At 49.1% G+C, this 21,090-nt stretch carries 23 protein-coding genes and 1 riboswitch; of the genes, 16 read left to right on the top strand and 7 right to left on the bottom strand.

The features are described from left to right. Positions 1–82 precede the first annotated feature (82 nt). The 3 genes from ACOZB4_RS25425 to ACOZB4_RS25415 are packed head-to-tail and all read left to right on the top strand — an operon-like array spanning position 83 to position 2,998. Complete coding sequence (locus ACOZB4_RS25425; protein ID WP_379407322.1) at positions 83–829, top strand: Cof-type HAD-IIB family hydrolase; 747 nt, start codon at positions 83–85, stop codon at positions 827–829. 7 nt (positions 830–836) lie between these two features. Beyond that, positions 837–1,316, top strand: coding sequence for a DUF456 domain-containing protein (locus tag ACOZB4_RS25420; RefSeq protein ID WP_076324907.1), 480 nt, complete (start codon positions 837–839; stop codon positions 1,314–1,316). Between the two features lie 56 nt (positions 1,317–1,372). Beyond that, the gene (locus ACOZB4_RS25415; RefSeq protein ID WP_339267993.1) at positions 1,373–2,998 is read left to right on the top strand and encodes a polysaccharide biosynthesis protein; all 1,626 of its coding nucleotides are present in this window, start codon (positions 1,373–1,375) and stop codon (positions 2,996–2,998) included. 81 nt (positions 2,999–3,079) lie between these two features. On the opposite strand, the gene ACOZB4_RS25410 is transcribed toward ACOZB4_RS25415, so the two are convergent. Beyond that, positions 3,080–4,471 (bottom strand): DUF2515 family protein, encoded by a 1,392-nt coding sequence (locus tag ACOZB4_RS25410; RefSeq protein WP_379407321.1) that lies wholly within the window; start codon positions 4,469–4,471, stop codon positions 3,080–3,082. Between the two features lie 138 nt (positions 4,472–4,609). Between ACOZB4_RS25410 and ACOZB4_RS25405 the strand changes: the two genes are divergently transcribed. From ACOZB4_RS25405 to ACOZB4_RS25375, 7 genes are all read left to right on the top strand, one after another. Next, entirely contained in the window at positions 4,610–4,954 is a 345-nt protein-coding gene (locus ACOZB4_RS25405; protein WP_379407320.1) for a thioredoxin family protein, read from the top strand. A gap of 244 nt (positions 4,955–5,198) precedes the next feature. Then, positions 5,199–6,173, top strand: a complete 975-nt coding sequence (locus ACOZB4_RS25400) for a COX15/CtaA family protein (protein ID WP_379407319.1) — start codon at positions 5,199–5,201, stop codon at positions 6,171–6,173. Between the two features lie 459 nt (positions 6,174–6,632). Further along, a complete protein-coding gene (locus ACOZB4_RS25395; RefSeq protein ID WP_379407318.1) occupies positions 6,633–7,352 on the top strand; it encodes a Cthe_2314 family HEPN domain-containing protein in 720 nt (239 codons plus the stop codon). Between the two features lie 121 nt (positions 7,353–7,473). Continuing rightward, a riboswitch (SAM riboswitch) is annotated at positions 7,474–7,620 on the top strand. Positions 7,621–7,727: 107 nt separating this feature from the next. Then, positions 7,728–8,744 (top strand): methionine ABC transporter ATP-binding protein, encoded by a 1,017-nt coding sequence (locus ACOZB4_RS25390; protein ID WP_076324847.1) that lies wholly within the window; start codon positions 7,728–7,730, stop codon positions 8,742–8,744. After that, positions 8,744–9,412, top strand: a complete 669-nt coding sequence (locus tag ACOZB4_RS25385; protein WP_076324846.1) for a methionine ABC transporter permease — start codon at positions 8,744–8,746, stop codon at positions 9,410–9,412. Before ACOZB4_RS25390 ends, ACOZB4_RS25385 begins: the two co-directional genes overlap by 1 nt. A 68-nt stretch (positions 9,413–9,480) precedes the next feature. Next, a complete protein-coding gene (locus tag ACOZB4_RS25380; RefSeq protein WP_379407317.1) occupies positions 9,481–10,323 on the top strand; it encodes a MetQ/NlpA family ABC transporter substrate-binding protein in 843 nt (280 codons plus the stop codon). A gap of 204 nt (positions 10,324–10,527) precedes the next feature. Then, positions 10,528–11,301 carry an SDR family oxidoreductase gene (locus ACOZB4_RS25375; RefSeq protein WP_076324844.1) on the top strand — a complete coding sequence of 258 codons (774 nt, stop codon included), beginning with the start codon at positions 10,528–10,530 and terminating at the stop codon, positions 11,299–11,301. A 123-nt stretch (positions 11,302–11,424) separates the two neighbouring features. Here the strand turns inward: ACOZB4_RS25375 and ACOZB4_RS25370 are convergent, their stop codons facing one another. Next, complete coding sequence (locus tag ACOZB4_RS25370; protein ID WP_006212609.1) at positions 11,425–11,670, bottom strand: NifU family protein; 246 nt, start codon at positions 11,668–11,670, stop codon at positions 11,425–11,427. 82 nt (positions 11,671–11,752) lie between these two features. Here ACOZB4_RS25370 and ACOZB4_RS25365 point away from each other — a divergent pair, with 82 nt between their 5' ends. Further along, positions 11,753–12,001, top strand: coding sequence for a YuzB family protein (locus tag ACOZB4_RS25365; protein ID WP_379407316.1), 249 nt, complete (start codon positions 11,753–11,755; stop codon positions 11,999–12,001). A 61-nt stretch (positions 12,002–12,062) separates the two neighbouring features. Here the strand turns inward: ACOZB4_RS25365 and ACOZB4_RS25360 are convergent, their stop codons facing one another. Next, entirely contained in the window at positions 12,063–13,121 is a 1,059-nt protein-coding gene (locus tag ACOZB4_RS25360) for an NAD(P)/FAD-dependent oxidoreductase (RefSeq protein WP_379407315.1), read from the bottom strand. 157 nt (positions 13,122–13,278) lie between these two features. Continuing rightward, on the bottom strand, positions 13,279–14,385 hold the full coding sequence (gene mqnE / locus ACOZB4_RS25355; RefSeq protein ID WP_098748869.1) for an aminofutalosine synthase MqnE: 1,107 nt from the start codon (positions 14,383–14,385) through the stop codon (positions 13,279–13,281). A 390-nt stretch (positions 14,386–14,775) separates the two neighbouring features. Here mqnE and ACOZB4_RS25350 point away from each other — a divergent pair, with 390 nt between their 5' ends. Continuing rightward, entirely contained in the window at positions 14,776–15,135 is a 360-nt protein-coding gene (locus ACOZB4_RS25350) for a HesB/IscA family protein (RefSeq protein WP_076324840.1), read from the top strand. A gap of 172 nt (positions 15,136–15,307) precedes the next feature. On the opposite strand, the gene ACOZB4_RS25345 is transcribed toward ACOZB4_RS25350, so the two are convergent. Beyond that, positions 15,308–15,517 (bottom strand): hypothetical protein, encoded by a 210-nt coding sequence (locus tag ACOZB4_RS25345; protein ID WP_076324839.1) that lies wholly within the window; start codon positions 15,515–15,517, stop codon positions 15,308–15,310. 221 nt (positions 15,518–15,738) lie between these two features. Between ACOZB4_RS25345 and ACOZB4_RS25340 the strand changes: the two genes are divergently transcribed. Next, positions 15,739–16,401 carry a YheC/YheD family protein gene (locus ACOZB4_RS25340; protein ID WP_379407314.1) on the top strand — a complete coding sequence of 221 codons (663 nt, stop codon included), beginning with the start codon at positions 15,739–15,741 and terminating at the stop codon, positions 16,399–16,401. A 297-nt stretch (positions 16,402–16,698) separates the two neighbouring features. Next, positions 16,699–16,842: a sporulation histidine kinase inhibitor Sda gene (locus tag ACOZB4_RS25335; RefSeq protein WP_098748866.1), complete on the top strand. Its 144-nt coding sequence runs from the start codon at positions 16,699–16,701 to the stop codon at positions 16,840–16,842. A gap of 197 nt (positions 16,843–17,039) precedes the next feature. Here the strand turns inward: ACOZB4_RS25335 and ACOZB4_RS25330 are convergent, their stop codons facing one another. Beyond that, positions 17,040–18,041: an NAD(P)/FAD-dependent oxidoreductase gene (locus ACOZB4_RS25330; RefSeq protein ID WP_379407313.1), complete on the bottom strand. Its 1,002-nt coding sequence runs from the start codon at positions 18,039–18,041 to the stop codon at positions 17,040–17,042. A 477-nt stretch (positions 18,042–18,518) separates the two neighbouring features. Between ACOZB4_RS25330 and ACOZB4_RS25325 the strand changes: the two genes are divergently transcribed. Beyond that, positions 18,519–19,712: an NAD(P)/FAD-dependent oxidoreductase gene (locus tag ACOZB4_RS25325; RefSeq protein WP_379407312.1), complete on the top strand. Its 1,194-nt coding sequence runs from the start codon at positions 18,519–18,521 to the stop codon at positions 19,710–19,712. Further along, positions 19,713–19,973 carry a hypothetical protein gene (locus ACOZB4_RS25320; RefSeq protein WP_076324835.1) on the top strand — a complete coding sequence of 87 codons (261 nt, stop codon included), beginning with the start codon at positions 19,713–19,715 and terminating at the stop codon, positions 19,971–19,973. A 156-nt stretch (positions 19,974–20,129) separates the two neighbouring features. On the opposite strand, the gene hemQ is transcribed toward ACOZB4_RS25320, so the two are convergent. Next, positions 20,130–20,879: a hydrogen peroxide-dependent heme synthase gene (gene hemQ, locus ACOZB4_RS25315; protein WP_076324834.1), complete on the bottom strand. Its 750-nt coding sequence runs from the start codon at positions 20,877–20,879 to the stop codon at positions 20,130–20,132. Positions 20,880–21,090 lie beyond the last annotated feature (211 nt).

Genomic DNA, 21,090 nt, shown 5'->3' with positions numbered 1-21,090 from the left:
TTCATGGGGGATGTTTTGACACCCTGCCTTTTGTGGTAAAATGTCGTTATGTTTGCTGATGATTCGTAAGGGGGTTAATACCATGAAATATAAATATCGGTTGTTAGCACTGGATATGGACGGTACGCTGCTGCGGGACGATCATGAGGTGTCGGAGGAAACGGTGAAGTGGATCAAGGAAGCGGTACGGCACGGCATTCACGTCTGCCTCTCGACAGGTCGTCCGTTTCAGGATGCCTATCCGTATGCCAAGCAGCTTGAACTGACGACACCGATGGTAACGGTGAACGGCGGCGAGGTATGGCGTGCGCCATATGAATTGCACCGCCGAGCGCTGCTCGACAGCAAGCTCGTGGAGGAAATGCACGCACTGGCCATTGAAACCGGATCATGGTTCTGGGCGTATTCAGTAGAAAGATTGTATAACTCTGAGAACTGGACCGATGATGTCGCGAATCAGGAATGGCTGAAATTCGGATACACTACGAATGATCATGAGGTACGCCACAACATTCTGATGCGCCTGCAGGATATGGGTGGTCTGGAGATCACGAACTCCTCGCCGGATAACCTGGAAATCAATCCGCAGGGCGTTAACAAAGCGACCGGAATCGGACAGGTGTGCGAGCTGCTCGGAATTAGCATGTCCGAAGTCGTAGCCGTAGGTGACAGCCTGAACGACCTGGCTGTGATTCAGCAGGCCGGACTCGGCGTGGCTATGGGCAATGCCCAGCAGACGGTTAAGGATGAAGCTGACCTTGTGGTTTCCAGCAACAATGAGGACGGCATCGTTGAGGTCATCAGGGATCATATTTTGATCGAAGGGTGAGATGTTGATGGACATATTGGGCTGGATTATTGTCATCGCTCTGTTTATCATTGGGATGGCCGGGGCGATTTACCCTATTCTGCCGGGGGTTATCGCCATTTACCTGGCGCTGTTTGTTTACGGCTGGTTCTTTACATTTGAGCATTACAATGCATGGTTCTGGATTATTCAGACGATCATTCTGGTGGTGCTCTTCATTGCCGATTATGCGGTTAACGCCTGGGGTGTTAAGAAGCTCGGCGGTTCCAAAGCCTCGATATGGGGCAGCACGATCGGACTGATTATCGGACCGTTCGTTATTCCCGCTTTTGGATTGATAATTGGACCATTCCTTGGGGCATTTCTGGGTGAAATGCTGGCAGGCTCGGGACCAAGCAAATCCATGAAGGTTGGTTTCGGATCGGTCATTGGCTTGTTCAGCAGCATTGTGGTGAAGATTATTTTACAGCTCGCGATGATTATTATTTTCTTCATTTGGGTTTTCTAATAGACGCTTAGGAATCGCTGTAAGAGGCGCTTTGGAGGAGAAAGAAGGGTACGGTTTTGTCAAAGAAAGAGTCATTTATTAAAGGCACGATCATCTTGGCCGCTGCTGCGCTGGTAGCCCGCGTGCTGGGTCTTGTCCAGCGGGTGCCGCTGGAACATATGCTGAACGATATAGGGGACGCTTCATTTACGATCGCCAATAACGTATATTTAATGCTGTTAACGGTAGCAACGGCAGGCATTCCCAGCACACTCAGCAAAATGGTATCCGAGCGTCATGCTTTGAATAAGCCTGCGGAGGCTCGGCGTGTCTATCATGCTGCACTTATTTTTGCCGGGGTAGCGGGTATTGTCATGACGCTACTGCTATATTTTGGAGCTCCTTATTATGCTACCCATATTTCTAAGCAGCCGGAGGCAGCCGCGGCCATTCAGGCACTCGCCCCAGCGCTGCTGCTGTTTCCGGCCATTGCGATGATGCGAGGATACTTCCAGGGACGTAATAACATGACAGCTGGCGGCATATCTCAGATCATCGAGCAGATTGCACGGGTTCTGACAGCCATCGGCTTGGCCTATGTGCTGCTGCGGATGGGATACGACGATACCTGGATTGCGGCCGGAGCTTCCTTCGGTGGCGTACTCGGCAGTATCGGCGCGTTTGCAGTGATGCTGTACTTCACGGTTAAACTTCGCCGAAGCGATCGTGAGCTCAAGATGCCGGCGGCGGACCGCTCCATTCCGCTTGGCGGGATATACCGGGATATATTCACGCTGTCCATACCGATTGTGCTGTCTTCCCTGGCAGTTCCGGCTGTTAACTTCATTGACAGCTCTATAGTGAAGCCGCTGTTGATCGGGCAGATTGGTTTGGATCAGGCGACAGCAGCCCTCGCGGTGTTGGGAAACCGGGCTCAAAGCGTGGCGGGGATTCCGCCGATTCTAGCCATTGCCCTTAGTACCTCGCTTATTCCGATCATCTCTGCGGCTTTTGCGAAGAAGGACCAGGAGCATTTGGAACAGCAAGTATCGCTGGCTATGCGTATAGCCATATTGACGGGGATGCCGATGGTGATTGCGCTATGCGTGGCATCCTATTCCATTAATGGATTGCTGTTTAGTTCCTTGGGCGGCAGCGGGATTATTGGATTTCTGACGTTCGGTACGATTTTCCAGATCACGATGATGACTACAAATTCCATTCTTCTTGGAATCGGCAAGGCCAAACTCTCGATGATTCACGTGATGATCGGGGTTGCAATCAAGCTTGCAGCCAGCTTCTTGCTTGCTCCGTTCTTTGGGATCTACGGGATCATAGGGAGCACGGCGCTCTGTTTCCTTGTTATTACGATACTGAATATAAGATCGATTAAAGCGATTGTATCCTTCTCCATCCTGGGCAAACGCTGGACGGGCTTCTTGTTGACGGTGATTGCCGCCGGGGGAATTGGATATGGCCTGAATCTGGCCGGTATTCAAATGGTTGATATCATGCCGGCACGGTTGGCCTTCCTGCTGACTTGCCTGGTTGTAGGCGTGGCCGTGGTCATTATATATCTTGTCCTGCTGGTGGTGTTTGGCGTATTGCGGCAATCGGAGCTGAGCAGTTACCCGCGCCTTTTGCAGAAAGTGTTCCGTCCGCTTATGAGACTGCAGCCTGCACGTATGCGGAAGCGGGGATAAAAACATATACTTAGTTTCACTTATCGTGTGAATAGAACCGAATGGAGACCATCCTTGCAGTATTGGGACGGTCTCTTTATTTTAATGCCGATGGAACTGATCAGATACATCATGCACGATAGAGGTTTTCTCCAGAGCGGCCCGATGGGCATGGGTGATATCCGGCAGCAGCGGCCGTAACGGTTTACGAATATGCCTAAACATCGCCCGGCCCTGATACCAGTCGTACCGGGGAATCTGCTCGGGGGCCTCATCCTCCCAGATCTCTTCAAGATAAGGGCTGTACAGACGCTGGCCATCGGGCAGCCATTCTGATGTGATGAGGTCAGATCCCGCGTGGCCATGATTCATGGCTTGCTCAAGCGTCGGCGTAAATAAGGCCGGCCAATATTCGGCGCGCGATCCCTGATGCTTGGTGGATCGTGCGAATGCCAGCACCGCGCGGTATATCTCCTCATACCCAAACAATAAAGCATACAGCGAACGGCCTGCCTTGATCCGAATGGACAGGTCGTCAAACTTGGGTAAGGTAAGTCCAGCCAGCGGCCTGGCTGGGGATAAGGGCTTCTGGGCAGGGCTTTCGCCCGACTCTGTTCGATGGACTTGACCCAGCGGAAACACGATTTGATTCAACCGGGTCAGCTCATGCATCCGAAAGAAGGGATCCTGTAGAATATGCTGTAGGTAAAAAGGGTGTCTCGCCACACGCCCCTCAATATAGTTCTGCTCATTAATGATCAGGGCTACCGTAAGCAGCGAACTGCTCTGATCCTGCCAGAACTGCTCCCAGAACGGTGTCATGAACGATGAAACATGAAAGTGGGGGAGCAGATGAAATAGGGGCTTACCTTTTTTTCTACTGTGTATATAGAGCAGCAGCTGGGGATAGGCGTCCTGGAAGATCAGTGCATTGCAGCGCTCCAGGAAGCGATACAGGTTGTTCTTAAATGTCGGATTCATAAGATCCGACATCAATCCACCCTTCAGATCACTCATATTCCACCCGGCATTACGCGATACCATGTGGGCCAGAAAGGCCCAATGCAGCTCAGGTTGTGATACATAGCAGTCCCAATAGGCTTGCGTACGGGTCACGTTGCTTCGGTTGGCTGCAGCTGTGGCCTCTTGAATATGATGAATCAACTCCTGCTTTTCTGGAGATAGCTGAACATCTGCACCGGCCTCATGAATCCGAATATCGTTATACCCTTGCATGGAAGGGAGCGGAAACGGGTAAACACTCTGCTGCAGATAGGGATGGGAGGAGAGGATATCCTTGAGCTGCCTGCGAATTGTTCTAACGGCTGTGTAGTCCCAACGCAATTCGTTGCTGCTTGTCCGGAGCTTTAAGGAGAATCGCCACGATGCGATCATCCCCGACCATGATTCGGTCAGGGCTTGCGGAATAGCTGCCGTCCATGACCATACATCCTTGCCCCGGTTTTTATTATCATTGACTCCGTTCGAGTGCATTCGGGGGTCACCTGCACTTTCTGAGGGTTAATCCCAGCCTGTGAGCATCATAATGTCAGTATGCTCTAAAATTTGACTTCCACTCAACATTTTGATTCACTAAGGGTGAAGGAACTCGACGTAAAGGGGAGATAATCAATGGAAAAAATCACTTCAGAAGCAGAATTTCAGGTTGCAATCCAGTCTCCGCGACTGACTGTTGCCGTATTTAAAGCAGACTGGTGCGGCGATTGCAAGTTTATCGATCCATTCATGCCGGAGGTTGAGACGAAGTTCTCAAACCAATTGACTCTGGTTGAGGTTGACGTCGATGCTGTCGGTGACGTGAGTCAGCAGCAAAATATTATGGGTATCCCCAGCTTTGTTGCATACTCCGATGGACGCGAGTTGGTTCGCTACGTTAACAAACTCCGCAAATCGCGCCAGGAGATTGAAGAATTCCTGCAGCGTGCCGTTGACGTATACAGTACGATTCATAAGTAAGAGTGACTATAGCACCGCCGCCTTGATCTATAACTGGCGGCGGTGTTGTTTTATATATCAGATAGAGGTAGGGTGAAGAAGTCAAGTACCTGTATCATGAAGGTTTTGCTCATTTTTGAACATTTTGTCACAATCGCTCAAGTGACCGTAGCGGTAGAATCAGGTATAATGAAATGTGGACTGTGTACGATGCGATCCCGTAAAGGTTTAAATAGTGAATGAATATGAGCAGCAGGTGAGATAAGTGAATGATAAACAATTAAAATGGCTGAGTTACATAACATGCTTAATTATGTTCTTCGCGACGTTCGGAGGCATGGTTGTGACAAAGACGGGCTCGGGACTCGGTTGCGGCCAGGAGTGGCCGCTGTGCAACGGTAAATTTGTTCCCGCTTACACGGTATCCTCCATGATTGAGTATTCCCACCGGGCTGTCAGCGGGATGGCGGGGTTGGCCGCGCTGGCTTCGCTGATTGCGTTCTGGAAGTACAAGCGGGATCGCCGGGATTTGATGGCTTATGTTATCGGGACCTCGGTATTCGTTGTAGTGCAGGCGATCATGGGTGCGCTTGCGGTTGTTAAACCTCAATCGGCTGCGATTATGGCGCTGCATTTTGGCTTCTCGCTGATTGCTTTTGCTAGCTCCGTCATGCTGGCTCTGGGGATGCGGCGGGTAGAACAGGTGAAGGGGCCCGTAGACTTGGAACGTCTGCCTCGGGTAAGCAAGGGTTTCCGTAATTTAGTCTGGGGCACAACCCTGTATAGCTATATCGTCGTTTATATTGGTGCATTCGTCAGCCACACCGATTCTAGAGAAGGTTGCTCGGGCTGGCCGCTGTGTAACGGAGAAGTGATCCCGGAGCTGAGCGGTGGAGTCGGCATCGCTTTTATGCACCGGGTGGCAGCGCTTCTGCTGCTGGTCGTGGTTGCGGTGATGGGGCATTTTGCATATTGGCGCAACCGCGACAACCGGGAGATACAGATGCTGGGCATCTCGGCAACCGTGCTCTGCTTGCTGCAAGTGTTTAGCGGTGCCCTCATTATGGCGACGATGCATAACGAGGAAGTTTACGTATTCTCCGCGCTGGGACATACCTTGCTGATCTCGGCCTTATTCGGCGTACTCTGTTACTTAAGTGTCAGGGTATGGCAGCTCGGCAAGCCGGTTAAAGCCGAAATGCGGCCGGGTCATAGCATGTCTCGTGAAAAGATTGTATAAAAAAGAAGCGAAAATCATTAAACGAAAAGATCGAATTTAAGGCAACATCGTTTATGCAAAGTCCCCGAACCAGCGTTCGAGGGCTTTGTTGTATAGTGAGGAGGGAAGTGGATGATAGCCAAACCTTCCGCTCGACCTGTCCGATATAAGGAGACGCTGGAAGCAGTATTGAAAAGGTTTGATCCCGCAACGGATTAGTTTATATTTATTAAGATTGACGAAGGCGATATCCTGGGGCATATCTGAAAGTCGCCCCATTCTGTGGGTTGTCTGGCCGTTTCGGGGGCATCCTATAAGAACAATCCTCTGGTCATGAATGCACGAATGAAATCGGGATACCCGGGATGAGTTATTCCCGCGTGAGGATATCGTGAAGACGGTTAAACGCGGTGGAATCACTATTTCGATAAATAGCGGTCAAGAATGAAGATTAATTTGATGACTCGAGGGGGTAACGCCATGCTTCGTGTGTTACTTGGGGAACATCCCCGGCACAATAACGGACTGCTTGAGGAAGCCATCGAATCGATGGTCAAGACAACCCGGCTGCTGCAGAAGGAAATGGAGAAAAATCAGGATCCGACGCATGACTTTCGCAAGCTTGAGATTTGGACCCGGGGGTTGATCGTTTCCCTGGATGAGCTGGAACAGAGCTGGAATGCGGCAAGGCATTTCAGTCAATCGGTCAAATCGGGTTACATCGATGACATGTCGATTCAGGAGCAAGGGGAATATCAACGATATGTGTATTTTTACAAAAACGGCTTCATACGGGTATTCTCGATCCTTGACAAGCTGGGGACGGTGCTCAACGATTTGTACGATCTTCATACCTCCAAGGTGAAGGCGCATTTCTCTTATTTTACGGTCCTGCGGCAGTTTAAATTCCTGAAAGCCCACGGAGAGCTGGCCAAAGAGCTGGAAGCGATCAAGGAGCGTTACAAAACACCGCTGAACACACTTCGGAAACGGCGCAACGCCGAAATCCATTACATGAATTCCGAGATGCAGGATGATTTATGGCAGCGTCATCAAGGGCTGTCGGACAAGATCGAGCTGGAGGATATCGATCAGCACCTGGACGATCTTAAACAAGGTATCGATATGGTATGCCGGACCCTGGCGGCCTCTTATCAGTATACGAACGAGCTTTGGGCGAAAAATGGAGTGAGGGCTTAGGCACAAAATCGCCATGAAATTCCTTTTGACAAAAACCTGAAAAGAATCTATACTAACTATTGCATTCATTAAATGTTATTAAATCAGATCAAATTAATCGGAAAAATTTCATATCGATGTTTTCTTATCGAGAGAGGCGGAGGGACAGGCCCGATGAAGCCCGGCAACCGACTCCAGCGTGTAATTGCTTAACGCAGTGACGCTTGGAGTGACATGGTGCTAATTCCTTCAAAGCTATAGGATATCCCTTGGCTTTGACAGATGAGAAAAGGCGTTGACTTTTACGTAAAGAGGGCCCTTTTTGATTCTACAAAAAGAGGCTCTTTTCTTTTGGGTAAATAGATATGAAGCTACGGAAAAAGGAGGGTTATCGGATTGATTGAGCTCAAGCAATTGACGAAGCAGTACGGAAAAGCCGGAACCTTAACCACTGCGTTGTCCGAATTGGATTTGTCGATTGAAAAAGGAGAAATCTTCGGAGTCATCGGACACTCCGGTGCAGGTAAAAGTACATTGATCCGTTGTATCAATTTGTTGGAGCGTCCCACCTCGGGCGAGGTGTGGGTGAACGGTAAGAACTTAACGTCGCTTGGCAAGAAGCAGCTTCAGACGGAACGCCGCAAAATCGGCATGATTTTTCAGCACTTTAACTTGTTATCTTCCGCGACGGTGTACGATAACATTGCGTTTCCGCTGCGTCTGATCAAGACACCAAAGGCTGAAATGGAACGCAAGGTATCCGAACTGTTGGCTTTGGTCGGCTTGGAGGCGCATCGGGATAAATACCCGTCCCAGCTATCAGGCGGGCAGAAGCAGCGGGTCGGCATAGCCAGAGCGCTCGCAAGCGATCCCGAAGTGCTGCTGTGCGACGAGGCCACTTCGGCGCTTGACCCGCAGACGACCGATTCGATCCTGCGCCTGCTGCTGGACATTAATAAAAAGTTTCATCTGACGATCGTGCTGATTACCCATGAGATGCATGTGATTCAGAGCATATGCGACCGGGTCGCCGTCATTCATCAGGGCGGCATTGTGGAGCAAGGGCCGGTAACGGAAGTGTTCCTGAAGCCGAAGCATGAAGTGACCCAGGAATTTATCCGCCAGGAGATGGACAGCGGCGAAGCGCTGCGGCTGGCCATTCAGGGCCAGGCGAACGGACCTTCGAGGGCGGTGCAGATTACTTTCCTTGGATCGAAAACGTACGAATCGATTCTGTCCCATACCGTTCATGAGACGGGCGTGAATTTTGCAATTCTGCAGGGCACGATCTCCACGATCAAAGAAACGCCGTATGGCCAGCTCATCGTCCGTTTCGAAGGGGAAGAGCGTGCCATAGAAGATACGATCCGGAAGCTGCTGGAACAAGGATTAGACGTGGAGGTGATTCATTAATGTTCGGGCTTGATTTTACCCAGATCGACTGGAAAGAGATATGGACGGCAACATTGGATACCCTTCGGATGCTGGGGGCTTCGGCATTGTTCAGTTTCATCATCGGGCTGCCGGTTGGCGTGCTGCTCTACATGGCTGCAAGATCTACATCCGGTTTGGTGCGCTTCGGTTACACGATCCTGTCGTTCATTGTGAACATCCTGCGTTCGGTTCCGTTCATTATTCTGATCGTTGCGATGATCCCGATTACGAAGTCGCTCGTAGGTGTTTCGTACGGCGTGCTGGGAACCATTCCGCCGCTCGTGATCGGCGCTGCGCCATTCTTCGCTAGGCTCGTAGAAACGGCTTTGAATGAAGTGGATAAAGGCGTGATTGAGGCGGCTCATGCCATGGGCTCCTCGACAAGCCAAATCGTATGGAGGGTTCTCCTCCCGGAGGCACGTCCGGGCCTGCTGGCGGGGATGACCATCACGATTGTAACCCTGGTATCTTATACCGCGATGTCCGGTCAAGTCGGCGGCGGCGGTTTAGGAGATTTGGCCATCAAGTATGGGTATTACCGTTATGAGACCGAGATCATGATTCTGGCCGTCGTATTAATGATAGTGCTGGTACAGTTGCTGCAAATGGCAGGAGATCGTCTGGTCCGACATTTTACAAGAAAATAACGGGTTGACTGAGGCATCAAGGAAGACAATATAAAAAATAATATATTTTCGGAGGGAGCGTTTTTAGAATGAAAAAATGGACATTGGCATTGATCAGCTTGACATTGGTTACGGTGCTGGCTGCGTGCGGCAGCAAGCCTGCGGATAAAGCAGCTGAGCCAGGGGGAACAACAGGAGGCGGCGCTCAAGAGGCCGTAACCTTGAAAGTAGGCGCTTCGCCTTCACCACACGCCAAAATTTTGGAGCATGTTAAACCAGCGCTTGAAAAAGAGGGCGTGAACCTGGAAATCGTGGAATTCACGGATTATGTTCTGCCAAATACGCAAGTGGACTCCAAAGAAATCGACGCGAATTTCTTCCAGCACAAGCCTTACCTGGATAACGAAATCAAAGAGCGTAAATTGAATCTTGAATCCGTGATCGCGGTGCATGTGGAGCCGCTGGGTGCTTACTCCAAAACCATTAAATCTGCGGATGAGCTGAAGGATGGAGCGGTTGTGGCGATCCCGAATGATCCTTCGAATGCAGGCCGTGCATTGACCCTGCTGTCCAAGAACGGAGTCATTAAGCTGAATGATGAAACCAAGCTGGAAGCTACTGCCAAGGATATCGTGGAAAATCCGAAGAACCTGGAGTTCAAGGAAGTTGAAGCCGCCATGCTGCCGCGTATGCTGGATGAGCTGGATCTGGCTGTCATCAACACGAACTACGCGCTTGAAGCGGGACTGGACCCAACAAAGGATGCACTCTTTATCGAAGACAAAGAGAACCCTTATGCCAACCTGCTGGTAGCTCGCCCGGACAACAAGGACTCCGACGCCATTCAAAAATTGGCCAAAGCGCTGACTTCCGAGGACGTGAAGACCTTTATCGAAGAAGAGTACAAAGGTGCTGTCATTCCGGCATTCTAATTCGAGCACCAAAGGCTCGATGATGCTGTAGATTAGTTCATCGTATCCGTGAAGAGAGGGCATTATCCAAAGAGACCTATCGGTCTTTATGGATAAGCCCTTTCTTTTTTTTTTGTGGCGGCCATCTATGCCGGGTTGCAAGTTGTTAGGCTTTATCAAATCTTTTATACTGAAGGAAGGATATCCATCTGAGGAGGGAAAGCCTTGAAGGGAAAAGTGGCGCTGATTACAGGCAGTGCGACAGGTTTGGGGAAAATGACGGCGCTGTCGTTAGCTCGGCAGGGATGTCATTTGGCTATAAATTATGTAAACAGCAAGGATGAAGCGGAGGCGCTCTCCCGTGAAATCGAGGGGTTTGGCGTGAAGTCTATTGCGATTAAAGCCGATATCGCCAGCGAGCGTGAGCTGTATTCATTGGTGGATCAGACGGAGGAGCAGCTGGGAAGCGTCGATATCCTGGTGAACAACGCAGGCCCTTTCATTCGGGAGCGTCGTCTGTTCTCAGAGTACAGCCGGGACGAAATCGTCCATATGGTGAATGGCAATTTAACCGGCGTCATGCTGCTGGACCACCGCGTTCTGCCTGCCATGCGGGAGAAGAAGTGGGGACGCATCATCCACTTCGGATTCGGACATGCGGGAGAAGCCCGCGCGTGGCCTCAGCGTTCAGCCTACGCGGCTGCTAAAGTGGGCCTGGTCTCCTTTACGAAGACGCTTGCGGTGGAAGAAGCACCGTATGGAATCACCGTGAATATGATCTGTCCTGGGGACATCCGCGGAGCCAATAAAGAGAAGACCATCGATGAAGTTTCGGGCATTCAAGATGGGCTGACCCCGCGCGGACGATCGGGAAGCGGGGAGGACATCGCCCGGGTGATCGAATATTTATGCCTGGATAATTCGGATTTCATTACTGGCAATATCATGGATATATCCGGTGGGCTGGACCCGATCCGCCCGTTGATTAAGCCGGAATAACAAACATATAAATGCGATTAAAGAATGGCTTACGCTTCGCTGAAAACTTATTCATTCTTTTATCTCAAAAAAAGAGTCTTGGTTCCACGAGGGAAACCAAGACTCTTTATAGTTAAAGAAGATTTAGAATACTTGAACTACTTCTTGAATGCCTTCTACTTCTTCAACCAGGGCGCGTTCAATCCCTGCCTTCAGAGTAATGGTGGAGCTAGGGCAGCTACCGCATGCACCCATCAATTTCAGCTTAACGATGCCGTCTTCAACGTCAACCAGTTCCACGTCACCGCCGTCGCGCTGCAGGAACGGACGAAGTTTATCAAGCACCTCAGCCACTTCATCATATACAGTGGTTTGCGTGTTTTCACTCATCTTGTTCAACTCCTTTCCTCCCTATATTATAGTACATAAACCGGCAAAATAAAATGCCAATCTTAAGGCAGGTCTAATCACAATGTCCATAATCATTGAGTTTTGCACAAGCAATTCCTATTTTGGCACGGATAAAGTTCTACAGACGCTTGAAGCCAAGTATGATTGTCAGGTCATCGAATACGGCTGCCTGACCAGCTGCGGCCAGTGCTACCTGATGCCCTTCGCTTATCTGGATGGCGAATGGGTCGAGGCTCCCACGGCTGAAGAACTGCTTGACGTTGTCATAGCGAAACTGGAAAGCTTTCAGGACAGCGAAGAGGAAAGCTGAGCCTGATTCCTGGCATATTCCTTCCATAAGGATCTACAAAGCGCCAGCATCCTGCTCAGTGCTAGTAGTGACGCTTGGATTTCCAGAGAACGCCGCTCTTCAGTATCCTTGGTACCCGGCCCAGAACCGAGGTGCTGCCCATGAGTCCAAAGCCTGCATGTTTGCCGAGGGAACCGAGGGTTCCCTTGAGCTTCAGCGGAGATACCTTTGGCGTATCATCCCGCCATAAAGCTTTCATGACATGTCCCACTTGCTCGGCTTGAGCCCCAGCGGCTTGGGCGCTTGGGACGAACGGGAGGCTGGCGCAGTCGCCGATCACGTACACTTCCGGATGGGAAGGAACCTGATACCACTCGTTCAGCATAATGCGTCCGCTGCGGTCTTTTGGCAGATCCAGATCCTGTACGACCTTTACGGGCTGAATACCCGCCGTCCATACAGCCAGGTCGGTTGCGATTGGCACATCCAGATTGTACACGGCGCCCTTCTCAACTCGGGATACGGAAACGCCGCTGTGGATATCCACATGGTGTTCCTCAAACCAGCGATGAATATAAGCAGACAAACGGTTAGGAAAAGAAGAAAGTACCCGTTGTCCTCGGTCCAAGATGGCGATATTAAGGTCAGGCCGGCTTTCACGAAGATCGGCAGCGAGCTCGATGCCGCTTAAGCCTCCGCCAATGATATGAACATGACCATAAGGTCTGAGGTTGTTCAGGTGCAAATAGGTTTCCCGGGATGCAGAGAAAGATTGCAGGCTGAACGTGAATTCTTCAGCACCCGGTACTCCATGATAACGGTCCGTACATCCCAGAGCAATGGCGAGTTGATCGTATTCCACGGGATCGTTGTTCGTCAGGTTAACAAGCCTCTTCTCTAGATCAATGGATGTGACTTCACCATATACAATTTGGAGGCGGTCATACACCGGGAATTTAACACGAACGGCGGTATCGGCTACGGTGCCTGCTGCCAGCGCGTAATATTCGGTTTTGAGTCCTTGGTATGGCATGCGGTCGATGAGCACGACCTCCACGTCCGGAGGAAGATAGCCGCTGAATAATTCTTGAATTAGGGCAAGACCACCATAGCCTCCGCCGAGAATGACGAGCTTTTTCATAAATTTCTTCCTTTCTCAAGAGATAAGAAGGTGAGCGCCGATTCGCAAGAAAAACGCCGCTGGAAGCGGCTTAGGTTACCCACGCTATATTATCTCTTTAACCTGTTTTCCGTTTTTTGGAACGTCTCTCGTTTGCTTAAATCCCTGCTGGTAAGATTTATTCGTAAACCTTGATCTCGTTGTAGAAGGTATCGCGTTCAACCGGAATCCGGCCAGCGCCTTGGATGAGCCAGACGAGCTCTTTGCGTGTCAGCCCTTCCGGTGTTAAGGCTCCTGCAGCATGGCTAATACGTTCCTTGAGGATCGTACCATGGACGTCGGAAGCTCCGAAGCTGAGAGCAACTTGAGTTAATTGCGCCCCGATATTAATGAAGTACGCTTTGATGTGATCGATATTATCGAGCATCAAACGGCTGATGGCAATGGTTTTCAAATCTTCGTAGGCCGAATTGCGGCGCATGATGCCTGCATTCTTATTCTTCGGCTGCATGGATAGGGGAATGAACACCATGAATCCGTTTGTTTCATCTTGAAGATCCCGAATTTGCAGCATATGGCGGATCCGGTCCTCGTGGCTCTCGATCGATCCGTACAGCATGGTGGTGTGTGTCTTCATGCCAAGCTTATGCGCGGTACGGTGAACGTCGAGGTATTGATCCACGTTCGCTTTGTCCACTTTCATCTTCTGACGATATTGGTCAGACAGAATCTCGGCGCCGCCGCCTGTTAAGGATTGAAGACCTGCTTTCTGCAGTTCCTGGAGTACTTCCTTTGTGCTAAGCCCACTAATGCGAGTGAAGAATTCAATCTCCGCCGCCGTATAGGCTTTTAGCGTTACTTCCGGGAAACGCTCGTTCAATGCCTTCAGGGAATCTACATAGTACTGGAACGGCACATGGTTATTATGTCCGCCAACGATGTGAAATTCACGAATGCCGGGATGAATATGCTGCTCGACATATTCAATCATCTCAGCGCCGGAGAGGGTATAGGAGCCTTCCTCGCCTTGATCTTTTCGGAAATTGCAAAAAGCGCAGTAGGATTCGCATACATTCGTGAAATAGAGACTCATGTTCTCTATGAAGTAAACTTTCTTCCCGTTCTTGCGCAAATTTGCTTCATTAGCCAGCTGCCCGAGGGTCAGCAGGTCATCGGTTTGGTACAAATACACACCGTCTTCAAGATTCAGGCGTTCGCCGCTTTGGACTTTCGCAACGATCTCGGCCATTCTCTGATCGGTAAATGGTGTCACAATTGTGGACATGTTCAATCCTCCTGTTCACACTTGATCTGCTTAGAAGATTCTGCAGAAAAGCGATCATAAAGTGAATCACTCCCCTAAGGGAACGGTCCGTTTATAGTGGTATAACAACAACATCAATAATGGGCTGAATAAATAAATAAGTTTGTGAAAAAATATACAACTGTGGACCAGCCATAACCTTTGCCGCTTTTTAGCTGAGGGATGTGACAATTATCCAACAGTTGCCGCCCATGTTCCTTCCCTATTATAAACCTGACCCCGCGGGGTAGCAATACAAATAGAGGAATTGAAAATAGGTTATTCATTACATGTCAAAAGCCATCATAACAACCTTGAGCGAATTCGCGAAGAGGAGTATACTTAAGAAGTGAACGAAAAGGAGGGTGACCTATGATTACAATCAGCGACTCAGCTGCAGAACGTTTAAAAGAAATGCTTGCTGAACAGGAAACGCCCAATATGTTCCTTCGACTGGGTGTCACTGCCGGCGGTTGCAGTGGTTTTTCATATGCAATGGGCTTTGACGATAATGAAACGGAAGCTGACGTATATATGGATCTGCAGGATATGAAGGTCGTTGTCGAGAAGGACGATCTGAAATACCTGAATGGTCTGGAAATCGATTTTGAGGAATCCGGCATGACCGGGGGCTTCACCATCCACAATCCGAACGCGACCGTAACGTGCGGCTGCGGTTCGTCATTCCGTACGGCAACGGATGCGGGCAAACCGAACGAAGAGCCTTGCTAATAAGGACTCTCTAGAGGGTTAAGCCTGAGTCCAACAGTGAAAGACCTCTCCAGACAATCTTGTCGGGGAGGTCTTTTTTGCGTTATCGGGAAAATCCGCTATAGACATAAGAACCCGAAAAAGCAGCCAACTCCGCGATAAGAAGAGGCTGCTTTTTCGGGTTCTTCATAGTTCAGACCGGGAAGAAGAAGGTATCGTTCAGCATCAGCACGATCATGCCGGCGGCCACAAGCGAAAATATGATGCAGCCCGCTCCGAGTCCTCTGCGCTTATCCTTGATGAACTTGAAGCCCATGGCAAAGATAAGAACGGTTACGGCTGCAAGTGCAATCGACATGCCGACAATGGCGATCCAGTATAAAACTTCAAACAATGCTGCCAAGGTGACAAAGCCTCCTTTATCGTTATCCAAGGTGATGGATTTATTACGGACAAAGCTCTGTTCTTACTATACGACAGATCACATCATTTGCAAAGGGAGGCTGTCATGAGGCCACAAGAACCCCAATTATTAGGCATACCATCACGGACAATCATCCAAGACAAAGTGCGGATAGGGGAATAGGATAACGTATGTCATGAATAAAAGGAGGCGAAAGCAGCATGGCGGGAAGACAACTGGCCAGCAAGTGGTTGAAAACGGAAGCGCTGCTGACCGATCCGCAGGTTGCTCCCTACATTCCGGCTACTCAGTCGTATGGAGGGGATACCCTGGTCTCAATGCTGGCAGAACACGAAATGGTCGTGATCAAGCCGATTGTAGGAACCGGTGGTAACGGAGTCATCCGAATACAGAAAGACGGAACGGGATACTTGGTAACCCATAAGAGGCGTACTGTTCATGTAGATACATTGAATTCCCTGTTATACGTACTGAGCAGAATAAGACTGAGACGGCGCTACTTGATACAGCAGGGTATTCATTTGGCTAATATTCAGGGACGTCCGCTGGATTACCGTGTAAAGGTAGTCAAGGATCGAGGAAGATGGAAAATTCGGGCCATGCTTGGGCGGCTTGCGAACCCAGGGCTTTTTGTGACGAATATTTGTAAAGGGGGGACGCTGCTTCGTTGTGGTCATGCACTCCGGCTGTCACTGCCCGATATTAATGCGATGGAAAAGCGCAATGAAATGCGCCACGTAACCAGGCAGTGCATAGGAATATTGGAAGCCCATTTTCCAGGGATCGGCGAACTGGGATTTGATTATGGATTAGACAATGAGGGCAAGATTTGGATTTTGGAGGTTAATACAAGACCAAGCTGAATTTTTGTTTAATATTCCCAAATGCAGCCGTTTAATGATTTTTTAATAGGGTAATAAAAAAATAACGATAATCTACCGATATTATAATTGATTAATTTTTTTTATAGTAGATTTCCCCAATATCCTGTGTATAACATTTATCCCCATAATCCACTTTGATATGACCCTGTTTTTTACACTTACCAACAAATTATACACAGGATTTCCACAAGAGGTTGTGGATAAGCGAACAGTTGTTCCGTTTTGGTATGTCTGATATGATAGATTCAGGAAATTTGAGGAAGGGGTGTGAGAGGGATGGCTATGTTGACGGATGAGATGCTTCTCGATTCCTATCATATGGCTATTGAGTTGAAGTTGGAGCGAGAGTTCATCACTCTACTGCTAGCCGAGATTCATAAACGGAACTTGGACACCGATTCCGGCAGCATCCTGCATTAATCAGATTTTTCGTATATAGAATAGATAACTTACGACATGATACGTATATAATGTGGGAGCTTTCAACCAAGTTCTACATATGGTTTGAAGAATAGAAAAGGTATCTTCGATTCCGGGGCGGTGCATACCCCCTCGGAATGAAGATACCTTTTTTTCTATGAATATAGATGTATATGAAGTTAGAATCCGGGCTGTCCTTACAATTTCATGTTACTGCTGTGGCCCGGAGCCAATCTGGCCTCAGGATCGAAGTAAACCTTGGCATTGTTTACGGCGGTAGGTGCTTCGCCAAATCCAACAGCGATCAGTTTGACCTTGCCCGGATAGGTGGTGATGTCGCCGGCTGCAAAAATACCGGGGATACTTGTTTCCATACGGGAATCCACCACAATGGAGTTGCTTTCGATGGCGATGCCCCATTCGGAGATCGGACCGAGGGAGGACACAAACCCGAAATTGACAATGACATCGTCCACTTCAATCTCTTGCGTCTCTTTGGTCTTAATATGCGAAAGCGTAACCTTCGTAATGGTATCATCACCATGCAATTCGGTGATCTCGGTTGGCGTAATGATGTTCACCTTCGATGCCATCAGCTGTTCAACACTATGCTCATGGGCACGGAATTTATCACGGCGATGAACCAGTGTAACTTGCTCGGCGATCGGCTCGATCATGAGCGCCCAGTCTACCGCAGAGTCGCCGCCGCCGCTGATGAGAACCTTCTTACCTTTAAAGCGGCTGAGATCGTTGACGAAATAATGAAGGTTGGACTTTTCGTATGCTTCTGCCCCTTCAATCTCCAGTCGACGGGGTTGGAACGCTCCTACACCGGCTGTAATGATGACAGCTTTGGCGTGGTGTTCACCCAGATTTGTTTTTACGACAAAATGATGTTCTTCGAGTTTTTCCACAGCCTGTACTTTCTCTTCAAGACGAATGTCCGTTTTAAAGAGCTCCATTTGGGCAGACAGATTGTTCACAAGCTCTTGAGCGGTTACTTTTGGAAAGCCTGCTACGTCATAAATATACTTCTCAGGATACAGCGCAGCTAATTGGCCTCCAAGCTGAGGCATGCTCTCGATAAGTTTTACCGAAGCTTGGCGCATTCCGCCGTAAAAAGCAGCAAACATACCTGCAGGTCCGCCACCGATAATCAAAAGATCCGTCATATTGCTGTCTTGTGGCATCGTTGTCATGCGGTAAGCACCTCCATAAAATGAGTTTATATTCGAATCAGACAGACGTTCTTGTCCGGATAAAGCTGATTCATGAATTCCTTACCTATTATAATCGTCCCGAACCGGCATGAAAAGACGAGAATTGAGTTAAAATACCTAACATTGGAATGGATGCGCTTACTTAGTAAGTAAGGGAGAAATGGCGGAATTATTTGCACATTATATGGCAAAAAATTTCTTGATATTTGCATGGTTTATGCATATGATTAACGTGATAACTTGCGTTCATTACAGGGTAGTCCCATATATTATCAACTGCAGCAGCAGTAAGGAAACTTAGTGTTTCAGCTGTTTTTGAACCTTAATGAACCTTCAGGTCAAATGATGAAACGGGCTCTGATAAGGGCTCTTCTCTTTTTTTGGATGCATTTTCACAGAATGTTAACATGTGTACCATACTGTATATATAAAGAGTAAGCTGGAAGGAGCAATAGAATGAGCAGCATACCGAAGATCGTAATCCTTGGCGCGGGTTACGGGGGCATATTGACAGCGCAGCGGCTGCAAAAAGAGCTGAATTATAATGAGGCTGATGTTACATTGGTGAATCGCCATGATTATCATTATATTACAACGCATTTGCATATGCCGGCAGCAGGAACAGACAGCATTGAGAACACCCGGGTATCCATTTCCAAGTTGATAGACGAATTCAAAATCGACCTGGTCAAATCCTCGGTTCAGGAAATCCGCCTCCACGATAAGAAGGTTATTCTTGAAGATGGAACGTTATCCTATGACTATCTTGTCATTGGACTCGGCGGTGAGCCGGAAACCTTTGGCATTCCAGGACTCGCAGAGCATGCGATGACGATCCGAAGCATCAACTCGGTACGATTGATTCGTGAGCATATTGAGTATCAATTTGCTTTATATAAAAATGAGCGCAGACCGCAAGAGCGCATTAACTTGGTGGTTGGCGGGGCCGGATTCAGCGGCATCGAGTTTGTAGCCGAGCTGGCGGACCGAATTCCAAGACTGTGCAAGGAATATGACGTGGATCCGACGCTGGTGAATATCTATAATGTTGAAGCCGCGCCTGCCGCGTTACCTGGGTTTGCACCGGAGTTGGTGGAGTACGCCATGAACGTTCTTGAGAAGAAAGGCGTTACCTTCAAAATGGGCATTGCGATCAAGGAATGCCTCCCAGGCGGAGTCGTTCTGAACAATGGTGAAGAGATCCGGGCGGCAACGGTGATATGGACCGGCGGCATCCGTGGGAACCGTCTGGTGGAAGCAGCTGGTTTCGAAACGATGAGAGGTCGCGTCAAGGTGGATGAATACTTGCGCGCTCCCGGATATGAGAACATTTATATTATCGGCGATAACTCCCTGATTTTTAATGAGGAAGGCAGACCTTATCCACCGACCGCTCAAATGGCGATGCAGCAGGGCGTGTGTTGTGCCCAAAATATCGTTGCGGCGATTCGGGACAAGTCCATGCGCAAATTCGAGTTCCACAATAAGGGCACGGTTGCTTCCCTCGGCCGGGGCGAAGGCATTGCGGTAGTCGGCGATAAGAAATATCAGGGATGGAAAGCGGCTCAGCTGAAAAAATTGGTTGATCTGCGCTACCTCTTCATTATTGGAGGGATTCCGCTCGTCCTGAAAAAAGGTAGGTTTCTATAAATGAGACACTGCAGCGTTCAAGTACGGGGGCTGCTCACAAGAGATGAGCTGGATCGATATAATGCGCTGATGGAGGTCGGCTCCTATTTGGAGTCGCAAGAGCGGTACGATCTGGCTTACACCATTCAGCAGGAGGTCGACATTCTCATACTTCCTGCAATTGAGCGGCTCAAGGATAAAGGACGTGCCCGGGACCGGGCAACGGCTGAATATCTTGAAACCTTGCGCAAGCAAGAGCAAGATGAGGACGATAGTGAGTAATAGAAGAAGGGATGCTCTCAGTGTTGAGAGCATCCCTTTTTTGACATATTAGAATTTATAAGTTTTTTGGGGTCCCCGCAAAGTATTTGGAATAAACATCGTAGCATAGGCTCCACTTTGTGGGGGTTTGTACATGCTTTTTATGTGCAGAAGGAATTATACCTTCATTAAATCTGTAAACGAAGCCTGATCGAGCAGGTTGCCGACATAGAACGGACCAAACTCGCCGAAACGCGCACTTACCTCGTCAAATCTCATTTCGTACACGAGCTTCTTGAACTGAAGCGCGTCGTCACTGAACAGGGTTACGCCCCATTCCCAATCGTCGAATCCAACGGAACCGGTGATGATCTGTTTGACCTTGCCGGCATATCCGCGGCCAATCATCCCATGGCTCTTCATCATCGATTTGCGTTCATCCATGCTCAGCATATACCAGTTGTCCGACAAATCCCGCTTTTTGTTCATCGGATAGAAGCAAATATGCTTCGATTTAGGCAGAGCCGGCTTCAGACGGGCAATGACATGCGGATTCTGCATCGGATCCTCATCGGAGGAGCCAGCCAGGTAGTTGCTCAGCTCGACAATGCTTACATACGAATATGACTTGATGGTGAACTGGGCGAACGTTGTTTTGTTAAAGGCGTTCTCGATCGCGTTCAGCTCTTCGAGCGTCTCGCGCAAAAGCATGAATACGAAATCGGCTTTCTGACCGACGATGGTATATACAGCGGTACTGCCTTTCTGGGCAGCTTCGACGGCATCCCATTCCTCGAGGAACGCATTCAGCTCGTCCAGCGCAAAAGCACGTACTTCTTCATCTGCAGCTTTCCAGGCCGGCCAATTGATGGTGCGGAAATCATGCAGCGCATACCAGCCCTCAAGCGTCATTGCAGCTTCGTTCATGTGATCACTCCTAAACGTTATGTTCGTTATTATAGAAGCGGATGGCCGCTTGCATTAACTTCCTATATTGTACTGTAAGCGCAGTCGGAAGGGCAAACGCCGACACAATGATTTCACGATTGTTCGTTGATCTGTGACATTATTTTTAGTAAACTAGCTATTAGCTAAAGCTTGGTGTGCTGTTTCTTGCTGCAATAAAGTAGAATAGCTG

This window comes from Paenibacillus sp. NPDC058898 (genome assembly GCF_049316025.1).
GTDB lineage: Bacteria > Bacillota > Bacilli > Paenibacillales > Paenibacillaceae > Paenibacillus_AQ.
The sequence above is the reverse complement of the archived record's forward strand: the minus strand, read 5'-3'. Positions and strand labels throughout refer to the sequence as shown.

Bases quoted from the DNA above. Each gene is read 5' to 3' on its own strand.
- ACOZB4_RS25425 (WP_379407322.1), top strand. From the start codon at position 83: ATGAAATATAAATATCGGTTGTTAGCACTGGATATGGACGGTACGCTG.
- ACOZB4_RS25420 (WP_076324907.1), top strand. From the start codon at position 837: ATGGACATATTGGGCTGGATTATTGTCATCGCTCTGTTTATCATTGGG.
- ACOZB4_RS25410 (WP_379407321.1), bottom strand. From the start codon at position 4,471: ATGCACTCGAACGGAGTCAATGATAATAAAAACCGGGGCAAGGATGTA.
- ACOZB4_RS25405 (WP_379407320.1), top strand. From the start codon at position 4,610: ATGGAAAAAATCACTTCAGAAGCAGAATTTCAGGTTGCAATCCAGTCT.
- ACOZB4_RS25395 (WP_379407318.1), top strand. From the start codon at position 6,633: ATGCTTCGTGTGTTACTTGGGGAACATCCCCGGCACAATAACGGACTG.
- ACOZB4_RS25385 (WP_076324846.1), top strand. From the start codon at position 8,744: ATGTTCGGGCTTGATTTTACCCAGATCGACTGGAAAGAGATATGGACG.
- ACOZB4_RS25380 (WP_379407317.1), top strand. From the start codon at position 9,481: ATGAAAAAATGGACATTGGCATTGATCAGCTTGACATTGGTTACGGTG.
- ACOZB4_RS25370 (WP_006212609.1), bottom strand. From the start codon at position 11,670: ATGAGTGAAAACACGCAAACCACTGTATATGATGAAGTGGCTGAGGTG.
- ACOZB4_RS25365 (WP_379407316.1), top strand. From the start codon at position 11,753: ATGTCCATAATCATTGAGTTTTGCACAAGCAATTCCTATTTTGGCACG.
- ACOZB4_RS25360 (WP_379407315.1), bottom strand. From the start codon at position 13,121: ATGAAAAAGCTCGTCATTCTCGGCGGAGGCTATGGTGGTCTTGCCCTA.
- mqnE (WP_098748869.1), bottom strand. From the start codon at position 14,385: ATGTCCACAATTGTGACACCATTTACCGATCAGAGAATGGCCGAGATC.
- ACOZB4_RS25350 (WP_076324840.1), top strand. From the start codon at position 14,776: ATGATTACAATCAGCGACTCAGCTGCAGAACGTTTAAAAGAAATGCTT.
- ACOZB4_RS25340 (WP_379407314.1), top strand. From the start codon at position 15,739: ATGGCGGGAAGACAACTGGCCAGCAAGTGGTTGAAAACGGAAGCGCTG.
- ACOZB4_RS25335 (WP_098748866.1), top strand. From the start codon at position 16,699: ATGGCTATGTTGACGGATGAGATGCTTCTCGATTCCTATCATATGGCT.
- ACOZB4_RS25330 (WP_379407313.1), bottom strand. From the start codon at position 18,041: ATGACAACGATGCCACAAGACAGCAATATGACGGATCTTTTGATTATC.
- ACOZB4_RS25325 (WP_379407312.1), top strand. From the start codon at position 18,519: ATGAGCAGCATACCGAAGATCGTAATCCTTGGCGCGGGTTACGGGGGC.
- ACOZB4_RS25320 (WP_076324835.1), top strand. From the start codon at position 19,713: ATGAGACACTGCAGCGTTCAAGTACGGGGGCTGCTCACAAGAGATGAG.
- hemQ (WP_076324834.1), bottom strand. From the start codon at position 20,879: ATGAACGAAGCTGCAATGACGCTTGAGGGCTGGTATGCGCTGCATGAT.